This window comes from Paenibacillus sp. FSL W7-1279 (assembly GCF_037969845.1).
Taxonomy (GTDB): domain Bacteria; phylum Bacillota; class Bacilli; order Paenibacillales; family Paenibacillaceae; genus Paenibacillus_AQ.
In genome coordinates this window covers 4,592,258-4,612,014 of record NZ_CP150215.1, presented here as the reverse complement: position 1 = coordinate 4,612,014, position 19,757 = coordinate 4,592,258, and the positions used below count along the sequence as shown (strand labels likewise).

Here is a 19,757-nt window from a genome sequence, read left to right as displayed (position 1 = left end):
GGCGGAAGAATGTCGGCCTTTTGGATGATCAAGTCGAATTTGGAGGAGAACGGGCAACGCTGGAGCAGAGCGAGAAAGAAAGACGCCAAGATGATTCTGGCAAGTACATAACATCATAAAAATGAAGGTGAGACATTGTGAGAGGAAAATACGTATCTCTATCGGTTGTATCAACGGCAACCAATTATGTTATGGAGCAAGACAATGTAATTACCTGTACCTATCGTACCTATATCAAACCGAGAGAGTCCGGGCAGCTAAAGCTGAGATTTTGGCATAGCAACTCGGTCGATTCTACTTGGGATGTCGGCTCGGTGGCAAAAGGGAGCATGCCGGGGGGAGCGTGGCGTATTGAAGCGGCTTATGCTGCCGATGGGGGCACGGGACGGGATGGGCAGGTTGTACCTGGAACGAGCGTGCAGATTACGTTTGACGGGAAATCCGGTAAGGCGGTGGCTCCCGGCGAGACGTTCTGGAGCGATCCGGTACTGGTCGAACTGCCCGATGGACATGAACTGGCGTTCACGTGGACCATAACGACGCTTTCTTCAGGGAAAACGGTGCCATACAATACGGAGGGGCTGCTTGTAACGGCTTATGAAGCTGAAGGGAATAAGGCGGATGACGAGTTGGGAGCAGCGTTCGTGCCGGCAGTGAGCCGCTTGGTCATGCCTGCATTTATAGGGTATGCCCGAACGGTTCAGCAGCGGATGGTCTTCCTGGGAGACTCGATTACTCAAGGTGTAAGAACGGCCCAAGACGAGTATGAATACTGCGTATCTCGCATAGCGGATGGCCTCGGAACAGACTACAGTGTATGGAATATCGGTTCCGGCTGGGCGAGAGCCTATGACGCCTCGGCAGACGGCCCTTGGCTCGCAAAGGCGGCCGAAGGGGATGTTGTTGCGCTTGTGCTCGGTGTTAACGACATCGATATCGGGGCAAGAAGCTCCAGGGAGCTGCTCAATGATTTATCCACCATAGTAAGGCGGCTAAAGCAGAGGGAGGACGGAACGGGAGCGCGGATCCTTCTCTTCACCGTGCCTCCATTCAATTTTACCGGAGACAGAGAAGAGGTATGGCGCACCGTTAATGAAGCGATTCGAACCCGTCCTCCTGAAGGTGTGGATGCCGTATTTGATATCGCGGCGGTTCTGTCCTGTCCGGCTCCGGAGGAGCATCGGATTCAGCCGAAGTATATGAGCAATTCCGATGATCCGCATCCGAACGGTCTGGCGGGAGCAGCGGTGGCTGAAGCTTTCCTGAAGTGGTATGAGGCCCAGCGGATGAATTAATAAATTTATAATTAAAACCGCTCCGGTCAATAACGGAGCGGGCAACGGCTGTTTCCCCAATCCGGTGACGCCGGGTAAAAGCTGGGAACCTGCGAGCGCGTTCGAATGGACATTTTTGATACCGATGAAAAAGCCAGCTCAACCCGGAATTTGTTGATCGGGCAGAGCTGGCTGGTGCATGACGATGTTTGTTTATGAATGCGCTGTAGGTCCTATGTTATACGACGACTGCTGTTCCGCTGACGGCTACCATCAGCATTCCTTCACGGATAACTTCATAATCAATATCTACCGCTATAATCGCGTTGGCCCCCATACGCGAGGCCTTATCCTCCATCTCGACAAACGCCGCGTCCCTTGCTTCCTGCAGCTTGTTCTCATAGGCACCCGAGCGTCCGCCGACAATATCGGTAATGGAAGCCAGAAAGTCCCTAACTACGTTAGCGCCCATAATCACTTCGCCGGTCACAACGCCGATGTATCTTTTAACCGGGTAGCCTTCAATGATGGATGTAGTTGTAATTATCATACCATTTTCCTTCTTTCATATAATTTTTATGATCTTGATTCAAGTGTAACCACATTCCGAATAAAAAAGTCCGAGTTAAGGGAACGACCATGTCGGAGGACGGTACCAGTCCATTGACCGCTAAGTGAAGGGCGCCCTATGATTGGGATAGCATGGGCATGGCTTCAGGAAGAATGTCGGCTCAGCCTTTTCCGGTGTGTGTTCCCTCTTATTACGCGACACAGAGAGATTGGTTGCACGGATAGACGGATTCCGATGAGTTGTAGTAGAATTTATTGTCAGGTACACATATATTTCCAGTCTAACACAACAGACCCTTTACGTGATAAACTAACGCTATAGTTCATTACAGCGTCGAGGCGGTGCTTAGTGAAATTTTATAGATTCGGAGGAATAATATGAAAGAATTGATGCTCAAGTGGAACCGAGTGAGCCTGGTAAAGCGGATATTAGCCGGGATTATCGTGGGGGTTATTCTGGCGCTGATCGTTCCCGGTGCGACGGGGATCAGCCTGTTCGGCTCTTTATTCGTATCCGCATTAAAAGCGGTTGCACCCGTACTGGTACTATTGCTGGTCATGTCGGCCATCTCTAACCATCAAAAAGGCCGCAAGACGAATATGAAGTCCATTCTTGTCCTGTATGCCATAAGCACATTTCTCGCAGGGTTGGTAGCGGTTATCGCCAGCTTCATATTCCCGGCAAGCCTGTCACTGGTCACAAGCTCAACAAACCTGACTCCGCCGGAGGGTATTGTTGAAGTTCTCAAGACCCTGTTGTTTAATGTGGTGGATAATCCGGTCAATGCATTGATGAACGCCAACTATATCGGTATTCTCGCTTGGGCGATCCTGCTGGGCATCGCTTTGCGTAATGCCAAGGAGGGCACCAAAAGCCTGCTCACAAGCGGTGCGGATGCTATATCCCAAATCGTAAAATGGGTGATCCAGTTTGCGCCGTTCGGGATCATGGGCCTGGTGTTTGATTCCATTACAACCAACGGACTTGAAAGCCTGCTGGATTACGGAAGGCTGCTGCTCGTGCTGATCGGATGCATGCTGTTGGTAGCGCTTGTCGTTAACCCGCTCATCGTCTATGCAAGGCTGCGCGAGAATCCGTATCCGCTGGTGTTTACCTGCTTGAGAGAAAGCGGTATTACGGCGTTCTTCACCCGTAGCTCGGCTGCCAACATTCCGATTAATATGCGCTTATGTGAAAAGTTAAAGCTCAACCCGGATACGTACTCCGTATCCATTCCGCTCGGGGCTACCATCAATATGTCGGGAGCGGCAGTGACCATCTCGGTCTTGACGCTGGCGGCTGTGCATACGCTTGGGGTTCAGGTGGATTTCGGAACGGCGCTTATTCTCAGCGTAGTATCCGCTGTGTCGGCCGTAGGCGCCTCAGGCGTGGCCGGCGGGTCGCTGCTCATTATCCCTCTGGCGTGCAGCCTGTTCGGCATCTCCAATGATATTGCCATGCAGGTCGTGGGCGTGGGCTTTATCATCGGTGTGTTGCAGGATTCTTGCGAGACGGCGCTCAACTCTTCCTCTGATGTACTGTTTACAGCGACAGAAGAGCGAGCGAAGCAGCGCAAAGAAGGCAACCCTACAATCGCGAATGCTTAGCTTTAGCAAGTTTACGATTATGAATTGATCTGCTGCATCCGTCCATCAACTGCACTTCGGTTTCATTCTTCCGGCAACAAGCTGCTCTCCACCTCCGCTGCATTCTGCCCACCGCAGAACAGCCCGGGAGGCTGTCCTTATGGAACAGCCTCCTTTTGTAGTGCTTACATCGTCCCCGACTTGTCCTTTAGCAACTGCTGAAGCAGGGAGTGGGAATGTTCGCTTGGTGTCGCGAGCGACCTTATTCATCTGTCCACCATGAATGCGGGTGGCCATATTGAGCCCTACTATCGGGATGATATGGTTCTTTAGCCAAGCGTACAGCAACCATTCGGTCTTCCTAACGTTGTCCGGCACTTACTTGGAATCCGAAGGCGATATGCTTGGGCGTGTCGTTATGCGCTTGAAGGTATTATTCCATCTGATCTGCATCCGTATTATTGCCCACCAGTAGGATATTGCGGCTGCGGTTCTTTGCCAAAATCGGCAGGATTGCCGGGAAATCGGTATATTTCATCACTACAAAAATGAGATCATAGGTATCATTCTCCGCCAGCGATTCAATCACATGCGTTCGATCCACCGTTGTTTTTCGCTGTATATGATGACGGATGACGATTCCGTCTCTCTCCAGCTCCTCGGTCCGCCTGCCTCGTGCCAGCGCGGTGACGTCATTGCCGCCCCGCACCAGCACATGCGCCAGATAACTGCCCAGTACGCCAGCTCCTCGTGAGGGGCGGCTGTTCGCAGGGTCTACTCTCACACGAACAGGTCTTGCGTTGAAACTTGCAAACCCGGATACAGTGGGGATTCCGCAAAAGGGTCACGGCCTTGAGCGTAATAGCTCACATCGGCGATCTCGCCGTCCAAGAAGGAATACACCGTGACTTGTGCTTTCATCGGATCGACGATCCAATACTCTTTCACGCCGCATTGCCGGTATAGATCAAGCTTTGGGATCATATCCTTGCTTCGCGAGGACGGGGACAGCACCTCGATGGCCAGGTCTGGTGTACCCTTGTATTTCCCCTTCTCATCGATTTGATCTTTATCACAAATGACAACCAGATCCGGCTGCACAACACAGATATTGTCCTCCTCCTTCTTCAAAGTAATATCGAATGGAGAAGTTAGCGGTATGCAGGATTTCCCCTTAAACCAGTTGTAAAATGTGCCAATCAGTTCATGTACCGCATGCTGGTGCTTGTACGAAGGGGAGGCCAAGTTGTACACGACGCCGTCGATCAGCTCGTATCGCTGTTCCGATGCTTAATCGAAAGAAGAAATAGACCCCTTAGGGGTAGCCGAAAAAGTAGTGCAGTTAGCGAACCATTCAATGCCCTTTTAGGGCTGGCCAGCAACAAAGGCTTTCAGCCGCAGAGTAAACCACCCGTTATACGGGTGGTTTTGATTACTCAAACACTTCATTAAATCACCGCAGAATCTGTTGCTTGTTGAAGTGCAGACATTAAGATGCTTGGCATGAGCCGGTCCGAAGATTAAGATGCTGAGAAAGAGACATCTCCCTTGCGGCAGATGTCTTTTTCGTGAACCTTGCTACCCGCCGCAGCGAATAGCAAGGTTCTTTGCTCACCGTTCAAGGCACCACCTGAACGGTGAGATATAAAACCTCCAGCAAGATCGGGGTGCCGGCCAGGAGCACATCGCCGGGGGAATACAGGGTTAGAGCGTCCGGCGTGAGGGTATATATTCGGCCTTCCTGAATCATGCCGTTGATATAAACCGTTGAGGTGGTGTTCGGACCGACCTCGATGCTCTGAAATGGATTTCCGTCATCATCCGTAAATTGCTGGGCAGATATGGCGAAGGGAGCATCCAGATTAACCTCGGACAACAATACATAAAAATAACGAAGCGTGGTTGGCAGTACAATGATCTCCGGCACTATCACGCTTCCCGGTAATCCTTGGATGCCCTGTGGACCAGGGGGCCCGGGAAGGCCCGGAGGACCTTGAGGGCCTGGGATGCCTTGCTCACCGGGAATGCCTTGAATACCTGGCAGCCCTTGGACGCCCGTCTGACCCGGAATGCCGGATGCTCCGTCGGAGCCCGGAAGACCTGGCACGCCTGGAGGCCCTTGAATGCCTTGATCACCTTGGAGACCTGGATTGCCTGGCTGACCAGGCAATCCAGGTAATTCAGGTAATCCCTTAGAGCTCCTTATCAGTTGTGTTTCCGACCATTCAGATGGGATGATGGCCGGATAATCGGATCTGGTCTTGCGCGGTCGGATCCTTTTTCTATTGATAGGTGATACGACACGTTTACATTTGCGCTTCTTGAGGTTTCTGCGTCTGTGATGCCTAGGGGATTTTATTATTGGATACCGCTTCCGTTTAATCACGGGAGTTTTCAGTCTTATCACCGCCCCGGATGAATGTATGTATTTAGATTATGTCATCGGAAGGGGAGTGGAGTGGACATTTGTCCTTTCTTCAATGATATATTGACCGGTACGCTGGTAGTTTTCTGTTAAGTTTTTACTATAATTGGGAGGATGCCAGGGTCAAAACTAGAAATCTATCATTTAATGATATTATGGCTCAGCCATACTTTTTGTTATCTTGCTGCAGAGAGGAGTGATTACATGCCAGTTATCAAACCTATTATTACTGCTGTCGCAACGCCCCCCGTTGCAACCGGGGGAACGATCACCACAACGGTAACGCCAACGGTAACCCGTTACTTTGCGCTGATTACCGAAGCTATGATCGGAGCAGACTCCATTACCATGCCGGCAACGAGTTTTGTCGATGATGCCGAAGCAGCCGTGACAGCATTCCCCGCGTTGACAGGTTCAGAATACTTTAATGTGTATATAAACGGCATGCTTCAACAACTTGCCTTGTCGACATTAACAACCGCCAGCTTGGTACTCGATACGACGGATGTTCCGGCGGGGATACCTGTTTTACTAGAAATCGCTAGTTTTACGAACACAGCTTCTGCGATCACGACACAGCCGACAATATCGGCTCCGGTCATTACGATCATCAGTTAAGGAAAGGGGTTGCCCTGATCAATAAGATTAGGGCAATCTTTTTCATTTAAAGAGCGGATCAAGAGGTCATTCTTGATCTGCTTTTGCGTTTTTGTTTGCGATTAGATGAGTGCAAACAGAATCAGGCGAAATGAGCCATTCAGGTGCCGAGCGGGTTTATGCCAATAAGAGGGATTTTGTTCCTATATCCCGAATTACATATAGGAACCTGAAACGTTTGGAGGCTAAAATATGAAACATTAATCCCCACCATCTACCGCAAGTTCAGAAAGATAAGTCTGGGGGACTATATATGATCATGGATAAAAAAGCATGGATTGTGGAAGCAACCATTTCGGATATGCAGCATGCGATGACTGAGGGTTGGATGACTTCAGTAGACCTGGTTCAATTATATTTGGAGCGGATCGGGTTATACGATGGAATTCTCCGCTCGGTTCTTGAGGTAAATCCTGAAGCGCTGCAAATTGCCGAGGAGCTGGACCTGGAGCGCAAGGACCAGGGTGCAAGAGGATTGCTTCATGGGATTCCCATCCTGCTTAAGGACAATATCGCCACCGGGGATCGGCTGCATACGAGTGCCGGCTCCATCACCCTTGCGGATTCGTTTGCCACCAAAGATTCCTTTGTTGCTGCGAAGCTGCGTAAGGCGGGTGCTGTTATTTTGGGCAAGAGCAACATGACCGAATGGGCGAACTTTATGTCCCCGACCATGTGGGCAGGATATTCATCAAGAAACGGACTTACATTAAACCCATACGGTCCAGGGGAAATGTTTGTTGGAGGTTCAAGCTCAGGCTCCGGTGCTGCGGTGGCGGCGAATTTGGCCGCAGCGGCCATCGGGACGGAAACATCAGGTTCGATTATCAGTCCTTCCAGCCAGAACAGCCTGGTTGGCATTAAGCCGACGATTGGACTGGTAAGCCGTTCAGGTATCATCCCTATCACTCACACACAGGATACGGCAGGTCCAATGACCAGAACGGTGGAAGATGCAGCGATTCTGCTTAGCGCGATCGCGGGAGCTGATGATCTGGACGAAGTGACCCAGATCGATCCTCAAAAAAGGGTGGAGGACTACACGGAGTATCTGGATTCGAGGTATTTGAAGAAAGCACGAATCGGGATTCCCCGATACTACTATAAGCACTTGGATCGGGATAGACTAGATATTGTAGAATCCGCCATTGAAGTGCTGCGGAATCAAGGAGCTACCATAATTGATCCAGTGGAGCTGCCTTGCCAGGATACCAAGTGGGACGCCAATGTCCTTCGCTATGAGTTCAAAAAATATGTCAATGATTATTTGGCGAACGTAGATGCGTCTCTGCCTGTTCATTCGTTGGCCGAGGTTATCGCTTATAATGAGGCACACGCTGAGATTGCCTTGAAATATGGACAGGGCACATTGATCTGGGCCGAGGAAACGAGCGGCACGCTGACCGAAACAGAGTATCTTAAGAGCAAGCAGAAGAATAAAGAAATGGCGGGAGCGAGAGGGATTGACCATGTTTTGCAGGCGTATCAGCTGGACGCCCTGCTGTTTCTGGGTAATGAATATGGACCGGATTTGGCTGCCCGGGCAGGGTATCCATCGGTAACCGTTCCCGGCGGCTATGCCGAGAATGGCGTCATTGCGCCGGGAGGATATATTACGAAGGGGCCACAGGGCATTACGTTCATCGGGACGGCATATAGCGAGCCCGTCCTGATCCAATTAGCCTACGGCTTTGAGCAGGCTACCCAGCATCGCGTACCACCGAGACTTTCATCCCCGTCATCAGAGTAAAAGAGAGGTGAAGTTCCATCATGCCGCGCAATTTGGAGTATGTTCCTTACGGTTACGAGCCCCCAAAGCCGACAACCAAAGGAACCTTAATATTCTACGACCTCTTCGAGCAGGTTCAGGAGGATTTGGAGCAGGCCGCTGCCATTTTAGAAGAACGGTCATTTGTAAAATTGGTGTTGTATCCGCTGCATGAAGAGACAGCGAAGCGGATGTTCAAGGAACCGGTCAGCCCTTATTACAAACGGGAGAAACAGCTTCAGGAATGGATCGAAGATCATGCAGGAGCATCGGTTGTGATTGAACCCTTCGAGTCGAAACGAAAAAAATACACGCCGATCGATACCGCGCTTCGTCATCTGGCAGAGAAATACGGAAGTCCCCATTTTCTTGTTCTGACACCTGAGATGGCAAATGCGTTTGCCTCCTTTTCCTCCTTCGAAGAATGGATTGTGAAGCTGAGGCTAATCCTCTTGTCGGAGCCGCCGTATCTGCACCCGCGATTGGAGAAATTTCGACATCGTTGGGATGTCGCAGGGGAGAAGCCGGAAAATCGTTAGGGTATAACAAATGCCCGACTGTAGATTCGCCTGCAGTCGGGCATTTTCTGTTATGCAGTATCGTTCATATAAAATGGAAAGGACTGCGCCCCAAGGGAACAGTCCTATGTTAATCCGTGAGCAGACCGTTAAATCTCATCGATTCAGGTCCCTACGCGGGTAAGTTTACTTATGATCTTGCGCACGCTTTCTCCAGACAGGAAGTAGGTCCGTTCCAATTCCTCAATGGACCGTCCTTTGCAATAAGCGCGATACATTTCTTTATTTCGACTTTCGATGCGTTGTTTGGAACCGCTTAACTCTCCCCAGCCGGCTCTTTGCTCGCTCTGTTTCGGTATGTAGAGTAATTCTCCATCTATATACTGTTGAATTTGCTGCAGCAGCTCGGGGGGAAGCACTTCTCTTCCGTTTTTGTAATGGCCCATCGACGCCCTCCTCTTTCTGTATACATATTTAAGCTATCGCTGAGTTTCAAAACAATTGTATTGATCATGCTTGCCCTCCTCCTTTCGTGATATTGGTTTTTTTTGGATTTTTTGAGTTGTTGGATTTAAAAATAGATATAGGGAGCCCGCAGCGGGCTCCTATTTTAACGGATATTCGCTTTACGCGAATACCACCTCACGGATCTGAATCATTGCAATCAGCCTCCTTTCAGCTCATTTCGTCGGCCCCGACTTCTATATTAAGCCATATGTAGGTGGGAATTTGCAAGAGATAAAACAATATTAATTGTTTTTTACCAAAATTCATGGGGTGAATGAATTGAGAAACGTCCGAAGGGTTCCATAGGCATTTTGATGGTACGTGACAGGATTATATAATATAGTTACTTCAGAATGCAAAAAAAGAAGGAGCTTTCGTGTATGTCCAATCACGATCCGCATATTCAGGAGTTAATTACGCTGAAGACGATCGCAGAAACATTGAACGAGTCCAATGAGCTTGGCCCCATGCTGGACGTTGTTATTACCAAGCTGCTGGAGCTGACCGGACTTACGACCGGTTGGCTGTTCCTGGTGGAAGATCGGGGAACGCATGAATTCGTAGCCAGCCGGAATTTGCCGCCTGCCCTGAGCCGGAACGACAACGAACCTATGAGATGCGGCAGCTGCTGGTGCCTGGAGCGTTACGATGACGGACGTCTGAAAAATGCCGTGAACATATTGAATTGCAAACGTCTGGATAACGCCGTTCGTTACCAGTGGGGGGATACGGAAGGCATAACCCACCATGCAACCGTTCCGCTGCGATCCGGCAGCCGCAGGTTCGGCGTACTAAATGTGGCTGCACCCGGGAAACTGCATTTCACCAAAGAGGAACTGGCGCTGCTGGAATCGGTTGCCTACCAAATCGGCAGCGCCATTGAGCGCATGCGGCTATACGCAGCCGAGCAGCGCCGAGCGGATTTGTTTGCCCGGCTTGGGGAATATAGCAGCGCACTCGGTGCTTATGCTTCCCAAGCGGTTAACCGGGCTGAATTAACGAAGCAAGTCATGAGTTTAATGGGCCGTTACTTTGACTGGCCGGTTGCCGCATTGCTGGAGCCTATCGGCAGCGAAGTGACGCTGCGTGCCCTCTACAGCAGAGGGCAGACGACGCTGCCCCATGCCAAATTTCCGCTGGCTGAAGCCGCACGAACCCGTTCTGGCAAGGGAGAGGTCAATCCGAGCCCGGTCAGTGCAGAAGACGCACAGCGGCTTGCAGATCTTTTGGTTGAACAGGGATGGATATCCTCCATCTCCCGAGCGGTTGCGGTTCCGCTGGCGGCTGCCGGGGACACCTCATTTGGACTGCTTTTAGTAGGGTTCGATCATTACGGCGATTCGTACCGGGCAGATATCGAGGTGATCGAGGCACTGGCTGAACATATCGGCATGACCCTTCAACGCATCCGTCTGGAGGAAAACCGGCGGGAGCTCGCAAGAATGGATGAACGAAATCGTCTCGCCCGTGACCTGCACGACTCGGTAAGCCAAACCCTGTTCTCGCTGGTCATGATGTCCAAGGGAGTGCGGGGAATGCTTGCCGCAGAGCCGCATGAGCAGACAAGTATGCTGCAGGACACCATCCATGATATACAGGTCCTGTCGCAAAGCGCGCTTAAGGAAATGCGGGAGCTGATCATGCAGCTTCGCCCACCCGGACTTGAAGAAGGGCTTATGACAGGCCTGAAACAATACGGCGAACGATTGAAACTTCATGTAAGCTCACATATCAACGGGATACGGGACCTGCCCCGGATCGTGGAAGAAACATTGTGGAGGATCGGTCAAGAGGCGCTGAATAATGTAAGCAAGCATGCGGATACGAAGGAAGTAACGGTCGTATTAACCCCGCGGGAAAATGAAGTTGAACTCAGGATCGAAGATCATGGCCGCGGGATTTCCAAGCAACGATTGAACGAGCTGACAAGACATTCGATTGGGTTGTCCAGCATGCGGGAACGGGCGGAATCGCTCGGAGGACAATTCCGTCTATACAGTGTGTACAGAGAGGGAACCATTATTGAGGTTTCGCTGCCCTTAAGGGTGAGATCAATAGAGAATGGGGGGATCACCGATGATCCGATTGTTGATCGCTGACGATCATGCCATGGTACGACGGGGATTGCAGGTTTTTCTGGCTACGCAGCCGGATATCGAGATGGTTGGCGAAGCCGCGAATGGCGAGGAAACGTTAGAGAAGGCCAATCAGCTGAATCCCGATGTCGTGTTAATGGATCTGAATATGCCGATTCTCAATGGAATCGATACGACCGCACGGTTAAAAAAAGAACAGCCTCATATTAAAGTCATCGTGCTGACCTCGTTTATCGATTATGACCATGTGCTGCCAGCCATTCGGGCGGGCGCACGCGGCTATCTCCTTAAGGATATTGAGCCTGAGGATCTGGTGGCTGCGATCAGACGCGTGTATGAAGGCCAAGTTGAACTGCATCCGGATGCGGCAGGCCTGCTCATGACGCATGTTACTTCACCGGCGGGGACGGATGAGACCGGTGGGTCCGGCCATCAGGAAGAGACTGCGCAGGTGGATAAACTTACCCGCCGGGAGCAGGAAGTATTACAGCTGATTGCATCGGGCATGAACAACAGGGAAATCAGTGAAGCGCTTTATATTACCGAGAAGACAGTTAAAACCCATGTCAGCCATCTGCTCGATAAGCTGGGGGTTGCGGACCGGACTCAGGCGGCCATTTATGCGCTCAAGCATGGCATCGTATAAGGATTGCTGTATTTGCCGTACATAATGATCATATCTAAGACTATAGTTGTAGAAGCTCTCAGCCGAAGGCATGAGAGCTTTTGCTTGTAAAATCACTCTAAATGTTGACGATTTCCATTGCTTGCCTCCTCTACAATGTACTTAACAAAACCTTAGATACCCATAAGGGAGGAAGTACTATGAAAATCGTGATTATAGCTGGCAGCAATCGCAAGGAAGCCACAAGTACCGTTCTGGCCAAAGCCCTGGAAGCGCAAATGAATACGTTGTTCGTGGAAGTGAAGCTGTTTAATCTGTATGAAACACCGCTTCCGTTCTATTCACCAGACGAGATATTCAACCGCCATGATGGCGTGCGCGAGCTGCAGCGTCTGTTGATGGAGGCGGATGGCATTATTTTGACGACACCAGAGTACCACGGAGGGATGAGCGGAGTCTTGAAGAACGCATTGGATCATTTGGGACAGATGCATTTCTCAGGTAAACCGGTTCTTTCGGTAAGCTCTGCGGGAGGAGCGGTCGGCGTGAGTTCACTACAGCAAATGCAGGCAACCATCCGTAATTTGCACGGGATCAATAGTCCGGAATGGATATCCATTGGAGGTTCTCAGCGAACCATATACGAATCCGAAGCGGCAAAAGGCACGATTGTACTGGATTATCGGGCTAAAGAGGCGCTGTCCATCTTTATGGAACTGGTCAAGAAGATCAGCGGTAAAGAGGAGGTTGAGATCTCATGATCACTCATTTTACCGGTCTGAAATTAAAGACGGTATCCATTCAGGGTGTGAAACAATTCTACCACGGGTTACTTCATTTCCCGGTAGCCAGTGAAAGCGAGGTGGAGATCGTATTTCAGCCTACACCGGATTTCACGCTCGCTTTTGAAGAAGCGTATGAACCTATAGCTCCTGCTCATATCGCGTTTGAAGTGCCTTATTCGCAGTTTGAATCCATGGTCCAGAAGCTTGCAGAGCAGCTACCTTTGTTGAAATGGCCTGACGGTGAAGTGGTTGAGCGCTTTGATTCCGGCATGAACGTATACTTCAAGGATGGCGATGGGAATTTGCTTGAGTTTATCGCGCATGAAGATCTGAAGGAAGGGGTGCTTGCGCCGAACGGCACCTATGGCATCCTGTACTTGCGGGAGGTGGGATTGCCTGTGGAGGATCCGGTAGCCGCAAGATTATGGATGAAGCGGACGCTCGGATTAACGATCGCCAAGGAGTCGGAGCAATTCGCTTTTGCCATTGGAGGAACGGCTCATGCCGTTGTTGTATCAACAAAGCGCAAATGGATTCCGATCGCCATGAATGCGCTGGCACCATCCTTGGAGATCACTTACGGAGTAACGGACGAACGGTTTCTGGACCGGGTTCGCTCCACTCTGGATCGGCGGATGATGGTTTCGGATAACGAGGATGGTTTGCATTTTAGAATGTATGGTTACAGCATCCGAATGAAAATAACAAGCTTGCCCAAAGACATTGCAGCCAGGCTGAATCTGCCGAGTGCAATCGAAGGGAAGGAGGTGAATTCGGTCATTAGTGACCGGTATTTGGAGGATGGTCTTACGGCCTTGAGCCGCGGCGGCGAGGTTGGCTGGTTTGAAGGACATGTTGGCGGTGCGTATTTGGCGGCTTATTACATGCAGAAGGAGTTTGATTTGCCGCAAGATGTACTGCAGGGCCTGGCCGCCAATTGCCTGCATTTGCGTAGTCAGCATGAAGATTGGTTTGAACCCTACCCTCCCGAGCCTGCGCAGCCTGAATTAATGAATCAACTCATTGAAGGACTGCTGCCTAACCTGACGAATCTGAGTACCTCCGGACACGGGGTAACCCTGGCCGTCTTGGGACTGAAAGCATTACGGGACCGTCCGGACTTACTGACGCCGTCTATCGTGCGAGGCATTCTTAAGCTGATGGAAGATGCAGCAGTAGAACACAAGCTTGCTAGGTATTATGGCATTGAGGATTATACGCAGCTGGATCTCGAGGAAATCTCACTTTCGCAAATACCGCCGTACCGGAATGCATCCGATTTGGCACGTCGTGCACTTTCCGAGCTGGAGCTCGTGCTGCCGGATCAGCACGTTGATGGCAAATATTATTTTTTTGCCGGTGAGCTTGAGCATGGCGTTACCCACGCACACGCGCTTATTGAGCTGGAGCGGCTCGGATACGCTCAACTTGCCAAGCTTGGTCAAAGCAATCACCGGCTGCAAATGAAACTCAACCGTTTAAAGCCACAAGCGCTTTCGACTCAGGGAGTTGAAGCTGCCGAAGGTGCGTCGATTACGGGTTCAGCCTATTGGAGCAAACGGTATGAAGATCCGCATGCCATCAAAGTGCCTTATGCCGCACTGGCTCTGCTCCAATATGTACCGCCTGAACAGAGAGAAGACATGGAGCGCAATGTGTGTAAACTGCTCTCGTTGATGAAGTAGAACAAACGATATTTTGACATTGGTAAAATATGGTGCTAGGCTGTATATTAGTTGTAAAAAATGGAATGAAATGTGCGCAGAAAGCATAGAACTGGAGGGTATTATGAACGTTGCAATCGTAGTAGGAAGCATTAGAAAAGAGTCGTACAATATGAAACTGGCGGAATATTTGAAGCAGCGCTACTCGGATCAGATCACGTTTGAAATTTTGGGGCTGCGCGATCTTCCGTTTTACGATCAAGACATTGAGCTGGACCCTCCTGCGGCCGTCAAGGATTTCAAGGAGCGGATTGCTGCCGCTGATGCGGTGTTGTGGATCACGCCGGAGTATAATTACTCTATACCGGGCGTGCTCAAGAACGCGCTTGATTGGTTATCGCGCGTTGATAAGGTTATGAACGGGAAGCCTTCATGGATCATGGGGGCGTCGATGGGACAGCTTGGAACGGTGAGAGCTCAGGAGCATCTCCGGGATATTCTGTTTTCTGTCGGTATTACTTCGCCGCTGCTCCCTAACAATGAGGTATACATCGGGGCGGTACATGAGAAGCTGGATGAGTCCGGCAAGCTGATTCATGAGCCGACAATCGGTTTTCTTGATATCGTGGTGAACAATTTCATTACGTGGATGAACACCCGTAATTAAATATAAACTCATGGAGCCCTTTGGCAGTTGCCTGCCAAAGGGCTTTTCCTGTATATTGACCTCGTAACACGATATAACCTAAGCAAATGGGAATTGCTTTTGAACGGGGGAGGCTTTGATTGTATACGATTCTTATTGTGGACGACGAACCGATTGTAAGAGAAGGAATCCGAAACCGGATTCAGTGGGCAGATCATGGCTTTGAGTGCATCGGGGATTGTGAGAACGGCAGGGATGCACTGGAGGCTGTAACCCGCCATCAACCCGATGTGGTGTTAACGGATATCAACATGCCGTACATGGATGGCCTGGAGTTGTCACGCCATATTACGGAACGTTTTCCCAAGACAAAGATCATCATCCTTACCGGGTTTGACGATTTCGAATATGCCCAGCAGGCGGTGAAGCTGCAAGTCACGGATTTTATTTTGAAACCGGTTACGTCAGCGGAGTTAAGGGAGATGCTTGGTAAACTCAAGCTGGAAATGGATGAGGAGCGCGGACATACGGAGCACCTGAAAAGGCTCAAGCAACAGTTGAATGAGAGTTTGGTTCTGCTTAAGGAACGATTTCTTGAACGTCTGGCGTCGTCACCGATGAAGCGATCCGAGATCGAGAGCAAGCTTGCATATTTTGATATCCGGCTTCCGGGGCCGCTTTATATCGCGATGGCAGCGGATATGGATGAGCTTCGTACGGATGAACAGCAAGTCGATAATGAGCTGTATGCATTTGCTTTATACAATATCATGCAGGAGATTTTGGCAGGTGAGCCCGGTACAGCTATTTTTAGGTACAAGGAGAACAAAGTTATGACCATCCTGTCGGGCTCCGGCGAGGAGGAGCTGCACGCTCGGGCGCAGGAGCTGGCGGAGGACATTCGCGGATCTACAAAGCAGTTCATGAAATTCACGGTCACGCTCGGCATCGGAACGATTTGCCGCGAGCTTCAGGATATCCGTTATTCCTGCAGGGCTTCGGAAGCTGCACTGGAATACCGGCTCCTGATCGGCCGCGATCAGGTGGTTCATATCACGGATCTTGAAAAGCGGGGGGACGCTCCTCTCCAGGATGGGATTGAAACCGAGTCAGCGCTAATCTCCGCAATTCGGGCCGGTACGGACTTAGAGGTAAGGGCGTGCATCCGGCGGCTGATCAGTGAACTTGGAAGCGCTTCAATTTCAATCGAGCTCTGTTACATGCGGGTTCTTCGGGTCATGCTTGCCGTGCTTCAAACTTTGATGGAAATCGGCAGCAATGGAAACGAGCTGATCGGCAAGGAGAAGAGGCTGCTGTCCGATCTGTATTCTTTTCGGTCCTTGGAGGAGATCGAACGCTGGTTAAACGAGGTGTGCGAGCAGGCGTTAAGGGACGTTGCCAAGGCGAGAAAGGATATTACCCGCACCCAGATGCTGGAGGCGGTCGATTTCATCCAGCAGCATTATGAGGATGCCGAGTTATCGATTAAGACCGTATGCAGCCGGATCTTCATGAGCACGAGTTATTTCAGCGCCTTGTTCAAGTCGCATACCGGGAAGACCTTCGTTGAATACGTAACGGAAGTCCGCATGGAGAAAGCGAAGGAACTTCTGAAGCATTCCTTGTTGAAAACTTATGAAATAGCGGCGAAAACCGGTTATCAGGATCCTCAATATTTTAGCGTGCTGTTTAAAAAACATACCGGAGATACCCCGACGGAGTACCGGAATAAAATGACGTCAGGCGAGGTAAGGCCATGATGCCTCCGCAGCGGATCAAAAGCATTCAGTCCCGCATTGCCAGCTCATTCGTGATGCTTGTATTGTTTACGGCGCTGCTGTTGATCTTCATCTCCTACCGGCTGTCCGAATCGGCTGTTCGCGAAACGGCGGAGAGTTATACCTCCGAGCTGATCAATCAAGTGAATGCGAATATCCAAACTTACATCACCGGGATGAAGGACATCTCGCTGGCGACGATGAACAACCCGAACGTGAGGGAATACCTCGCCTCGGCAGATGAACTGCAGCCTGCGGAACTGGCTATGTTGAAAGCGAAGATATCGGAATATTTCCACTCGATTCGGGTTTCGCGCAAAGATATTGCGTCGATTAACATTTTTGGAGCAGGCGGTACCTTTATCTCCGATCGTGCGGACGCCGAACTGAATCCTTATATTGTGTTATCGGAGCAGCCCTGGTATCGGCAGGCGAAGGAAAACAAGGGACAGACAGTGATCTCCTCGTCGCATGTACAGCCGGTTATCAAGGGAGAGTACCGCTGGGTTGTATCACTAAGCCGCGAGCTTAGCGGCGTGAACTCTTCTAACGGGCTCGGCATCCTGTTGATCGATCTCAACTTCAAGGTGATTAACGATATGCTCAGCAAGCTCGATCTGGGGAACCGGGGTTACGTGTTCGTGATTGACCGTCAAGGCCGGATTGTGTATCACCCGCAGCAGCAGCTGCTCTACAGCAATTTGAAGACGGAGAGATTAGAGCAGGTGCTTCAGGACAAGCAAGGAGGTTTTGTCGTGAAGGAGGGCGGAGCAAGCCGGATTTACAGCATCAAGGACACGGATTTCGGCTGGAAAATCGTCGGCGTTTTTTACGAGAATGAGCTGGTGGACAATAAGAAGCAGATGCAGCTTTCTTTTGCTATAGCGGGGTTGTTATGTCTTGGCGTCGGCGTGCTGTTCTCCGTCGTTATCTCCCGCAACCTCACGCGTCCCATCAAGAAGCTCCAGGAAAAGATGATGGAAGTGGAGAAGGGAAATTTCGATATCCGGGTTCCTGTGGGGCATTCCAGGGAAATCTCCGGCTTGGCCCGCAGCTTCAATGTGATGGTGCTGAAGGTCAAGGAATTGATGGACCAGATCGTGATAGAACAGGAAATTAAGAGGAAAAGCGAATTGAATGCCCTGCAAGCCCAAATCAATCCCCATTTCCTCTACAATACGCTGGATTCCATTATATGGATGGCCGAGAGCAAAAAGCATGATGAGGTGATTCTGATGACATCGGCTCTAGCAAGGCTGTTTCGAGCTTCGCTCAGCAAAGGGAGGGAAATGATCCCGATTGCTACCGAGGTGGAACATATAACGAATTATTTAAAAATACAACAAATGCGATACCAGGATAAAATCCGGTTTACTCTGGATATGGACCGCGAGCTTTATCCTTATCTGACGTTGAAGGTGCTGCTGCAGCCTCTGGTGGAGAATGCCATTTATCATGGCATCAAGAACAAGGAAGGGCCGGGCACGATCACGATTACGGGGAGACTTCAGGATGATCGGATTCGGTTTCAAGTCATGGATGACGGCATCGGCATGGATCGGTCCAAGGTTGAGACATTATTAATCTCTACAGGGAGCCAACATTCGAGAAACAGCGTTGGGATAGCGAATGTCCATCAGCGGATTCAGTTATATTTTGGAGCGGAATATGGTCTTCGCTATACGAGCGAGCCCGGAGCGGGGACAAACGTCACGGTGCTTATTCCGGCCGTTCATCCGGATGAATGGCGGAGCATGGAGGGGGATGTGCCATGAAGTCGTACATGAGACTGCGATATGTTTTACTGCTGCTGATTCCGGTATTCATCCTGGGTTATATCGCCCTTCAGTGGTCCAAGGAAGAACCCGGACCCAAGAGGATCATCGTGGGTGTTAAAGCGCTGGATGAGATTGAATTCTGGCGTGTACTGATTGAAGGGGTGAACACGGCTTCTCGTGAATTCGGTGTGGATGTCTCGGTGGTAGGACCGACTCAGGAAATCGAAGTAGACTTGCAGATTCAATTGCTGGAGGAAGCCATCAAGCAGAAGCCGGATGCGATTGTTATGGCAGCAGGTGATTATAACCGCCTAGTTCCTGTAGCGGAGTCCATTCGCAAGGCTGACATTCCGCTTATCATGATTGATTCCGCGGTGAACGGCGATTACGCTCAGAGCTTGATCGCGACCGACAATGTGAATGCCGGACAGAAGGCGGGCAAGGAGCTTTCTTCGTTGCTCTCCGCAAATGCGGAGGTCGCCATTATCAGTTTCGTACGGGGGGCCTCGACGCAGATCGAAAGGGAACAAGGGGTTCGAAGCATTCTGGAGCAGCGCAGCGGCACGGAAATCGTGGGCACTTACTACAGCGAGGGCAAGGAGGAGCGTGCCTATGACATCACGAAGAAACTGCTGTTGGAAAGGCCTGACCTGAATGGAATCGTGGGGCTGAATGAGCCTTCTACAGTCGGGGCAGGAAGAGCGATCCGAGAACTGGGGCTGGCGGGCAAGGTTAAGCTGGTCGGATTCGACAGCTCGGTGAAGGAAGTCAAGCTGCTCGAAGAGGGGGTTCTTCAATCCACCATTGTTCAGAAGCCCTTCAACATCGGCTATTTGGGCATCAAAACAGCCATATCCATCATCGAAGGAGACAAGGTGTTACGCAACGTGTACACCGATTCCGTTGTCATCAACAAAGACAATATGTATACCGAGGAGAACCAGAAGCTGCTCTTTCCCTTTGTGGAAGAGTAGCTTCTTCCTTTATGGGGGGAGCCTGTTAACAGATCATAGATTATTCAACATGGATCAGAGAATATTCCATTCCTCCATCGGAGACCGATTTGTACAATGATTCAT

At 50.5% G+C, this 19,757-nt stretch carries 18 protein-coding genes; 13 read left to right on the top strand and 5 right to left on the bottom strand.

What is annotated here, in order from left to right; all coding sequences use genetic code 11:
- Window positions 1-137 precede the first annotated feature (137 nt).
- Window positions 138-1,295, top strand: coding sequence for an SGNH/GDSL hydrolase family protein (locus tag MKY82_RS20470; RefSeq protein WP_339294258.1), 1,158 nt, complete (start codon window positions 138-140; stop codon window positions 1,293-1,295).
- Between the two features lie 217 nt (window positions 1,296-1,512).
- Here the strand turns inward: MKY82_RS20470 and MKY82_RS20465 are convergent, their stop codons facing one another.
- The gene (locus MKY82_RS20465) at window positions 1,513-1,824 is read right to left on the bottom strand and encodes a YbjQ family protein (RefSeq protein ID WP_194543389.1); all 312 of its coding nucleotides are present in this window, start codon (window positions 1,822-1,824) and stop codon (window positions 1,513-1,515) included.
- A 398-nt stretch (window positions 1,825-2,222) separates the two neighbouring features.
- Here MKY82_RS20465 and sstT point away from each other — a divergent pair, with 398 nt between their 5' ends.
- Window positions 2,223-3,452, top strand: coding sequence for a serine/threonine transporter SstT (sstT, locus tag MKY82_RS20460; protein WP_339294257.1), 1,230 nt, complete (start codon window positions 2,223-2,225; stop codon window positions 3,450-3,452).
- Between the two features lie 412 nt (window positions 3,453-3,864).
- Here sstT and MKY82_RS20455 read toward each other — a convergent pair whose 3' ends face one another.
- The 3 genes from MKY82_RS20455 to MKY82_RS20445 form a co-directional block, all read right to left on the bottom strand.
- Window positions 3,865-4,215 (bottom strand): 2-dehydropantoate 2-reductase N-terminal domain-containing protein, encoded by a 351-nt coding sequence (locus MKY82_RS20455; RefSeq protein WP_339294256.1) that lies wholly within the window; start codon window positions 4,213-4,215, stop codon window positions 3,865-3,867.
- Window positions 4,212-4,685, bottom strand: coding sequence for a Uma2 family endonuclease (locus MKY82_RS20450; RefSeq protein WP_233354997.1), 474 nt, complete (start codon window positions 4,683-4,685; stop codon window positions 4,212-4,214). Before MKY82_RS20450 ends, MKY82_RS20455 begins: the two co-directional genes overlap by 4 nt.
- 364 nt (window positions 4,686-5,049) lie before the next feature.
- On the bottom strand, window positions 5,050-5,538 hold the full coding sequence (locus MKY82_RS20445; RefSeq protein ID WP_339294255.1) for a DUF4183 domain-containing protein: 489 nt from the start codon (window positions 5,536-5,538) through the stop codon (window positions 5,050-5,052).
- Window positions 5,539-6,060: 522 nt separating this feature from the next.
- Here MKY82_RS20445 and MKY82_RS20440 point away from each other — a divergent pair.
- The 3 genes from MKY82_RS20440 (at window position 6,061) to MKY82_RS20430 (ending at window position 8,820) form a co-directional block, all read left to right on the top strand.
- Window positions 6,061-6,474 carry a DUF4183 domain-containing protein gene (locus MKY82_RS20440; protein ID WP_194543385.1) on the top strand — a complete coding sequence of 138 codons (414 nt, stop codon included), beginning with the start codon at window positions 6,061-6,063 and terminating at the stop codon, window positions 6,472-6,474.
- A gap of 292 nt (window positions 6,475-6,766) precedes the next feature.
- On the top strand, window positions 6,767-8,263 hold the full coding sequence (locus MKY82_RS20435; RefSeq protein WP_339218111.1) for an amidase family protein: 1,497 nt from the start codon (window positions 6,767-6,769) through the stop codon (window positions 8,261-8,263).
- A 20-nt stretch (window positions 8,264-8,283) separates the two neighbouring features.
- On the top strand, window positions 8,284-8,820 hold the full coding sequence (locus MKY82_RS20430; protein ID WP_194543383.1) for a hypothetical protein: 537 nt from the start codon (window positions 8,284-8,286) through the stop codon (window positions 8,818-8,820).
- Window positions 8,821-8,963: 143 nt separating this feature from the next.
- Here the strand turns inward: MKY82_RS20430 and MKY82_RS20425 are convergent, their stop codons facing one another.
- On the bottom strand, window positions 8,964-9,245 hold the full coding sequence (locus MKY82_RS20425) for a CD3324 family protein (protein WP_006211013.1): 282 nt from the start codon (window positions 9,243-9,245) through the stop codon (window positions 8,964-8,966).
- 441 nt (window positions 9,246-9,686) lie between these two features.
- On the opposite strand from MKY82_RS20425, the gene MKY82_RS20420 reads away from it, so the two are divergent.
- The 8 genes from MKY82_RS20420 to MKY82_RS20385 all read left to right on the top strand — a co-directional run bounded on the left by MKY82_RS20420 (window position 9,687) and on the right by MKY82_RS20385 (window position 19,652).
- Window positions 9,687-11,405: a GAF domain-containing sensor histidine kinase gene (locus tag MKY82_RS20420; protein ID WP_339218107.1), complete on the top strand. Its 1,719-nt coding sequence runs from the start codon at window positions 9,687-9,689 to the stop codon at window positions 11,403-11,405.
- The gene (locus MKY82_RS20415; RefSeq protein WP_071220338.1) at window positions 11,383-12,048 is read left to right on the top strand and encodes a response regulator transcription factor; all 666 of its coding nucleotides are present in this window, start codon (window positions 11,383-11,385) and stop codon (window positions 12,046-12,048) included. Before MKY82_RS20420 ends, MKY82_RS20415 begins: the two co-directional genes overlap by 23 nt.
- A gap of 179 nt (window positions 12,049-12,227) precedes the next feature.
- Window positions 12,228-12,788, top strand: coding sequence for an NAD(P)H-dependent oxidoreductase (locus MKY82_RS20410; protein ID WP_220684734.1), 561 nt, complete (start codon window positions 12,228-12,230; stop codon window positions 12,786-12,788).
- Window positions 12,785-14,497, top strand: coding sequence for a VOC family protein (locus tag MKY82_RS20405; RefSeq protein ID WP_339218103.1), 1,713 nt, complete (start codon window positions 12,785-12,787; stop codon window positions 14,495-14,497). Before MKY82_RS20410 ends, MKY82_RS20405 begins: the two co-directional genes overlap by 4 nt.
- A gap of 103 nt (window positions 14,498-14,600) precedes the next feature.
- Window positions 14,601-15,143, top strand: a complete 543-nt coding sequence (locus MKY82_RS20400; protein ID WP_194543379.1) for an NAD(P)H-dependent oxidoreductase — start codon at window positions 14,601-14,603, stop codon at window positions 15,141-15,143.
- 119 nt (window positions 15,144-15,262) lie between these two features.
- On the top strand, window positions 15,263-16,882 hold the full coding sequence (locus MKY82_RS20395; RefSeq protein ID WP_339294254.1) for a response regulator: 1,620 nt from the start codon (window positions 15,263-15,265) through the stop codon (window positions 16,880-16,882).
- Window positions 16,879-18,675 (top strand): sensor histidine kinase, encoded by a 1,797-nt coding sequence (locus MKY82_RS20390; RefSeq protein WP_339294253.1) that lies wholly within the window; start codon window positions 16,879-16,881, stop codon window positions 18,673-18,675. The genes MKY82_RS20395 and MKY82_RS20390 overlap by 4 nt, the downstream gene beginning before the upstream one ends.
- Window positions 18,672-19,652: a substrate-binding domain-containing protein gene (locus MKY82_RS20385; protein WP_194543376.1), complete on the top strand. Its 981-nt coding sequence runs from the start codon at window positions 18,672-18,674 to the stop codon at window positions 19,650-19,652. The genes MKY82_RS20390 and MKY82_RS20385 overlap by 4 nt, the downstream gene beginning before the upstream one ends.
- Window positions 19,653-19,757: the final 105 nt, after the last annotated feature.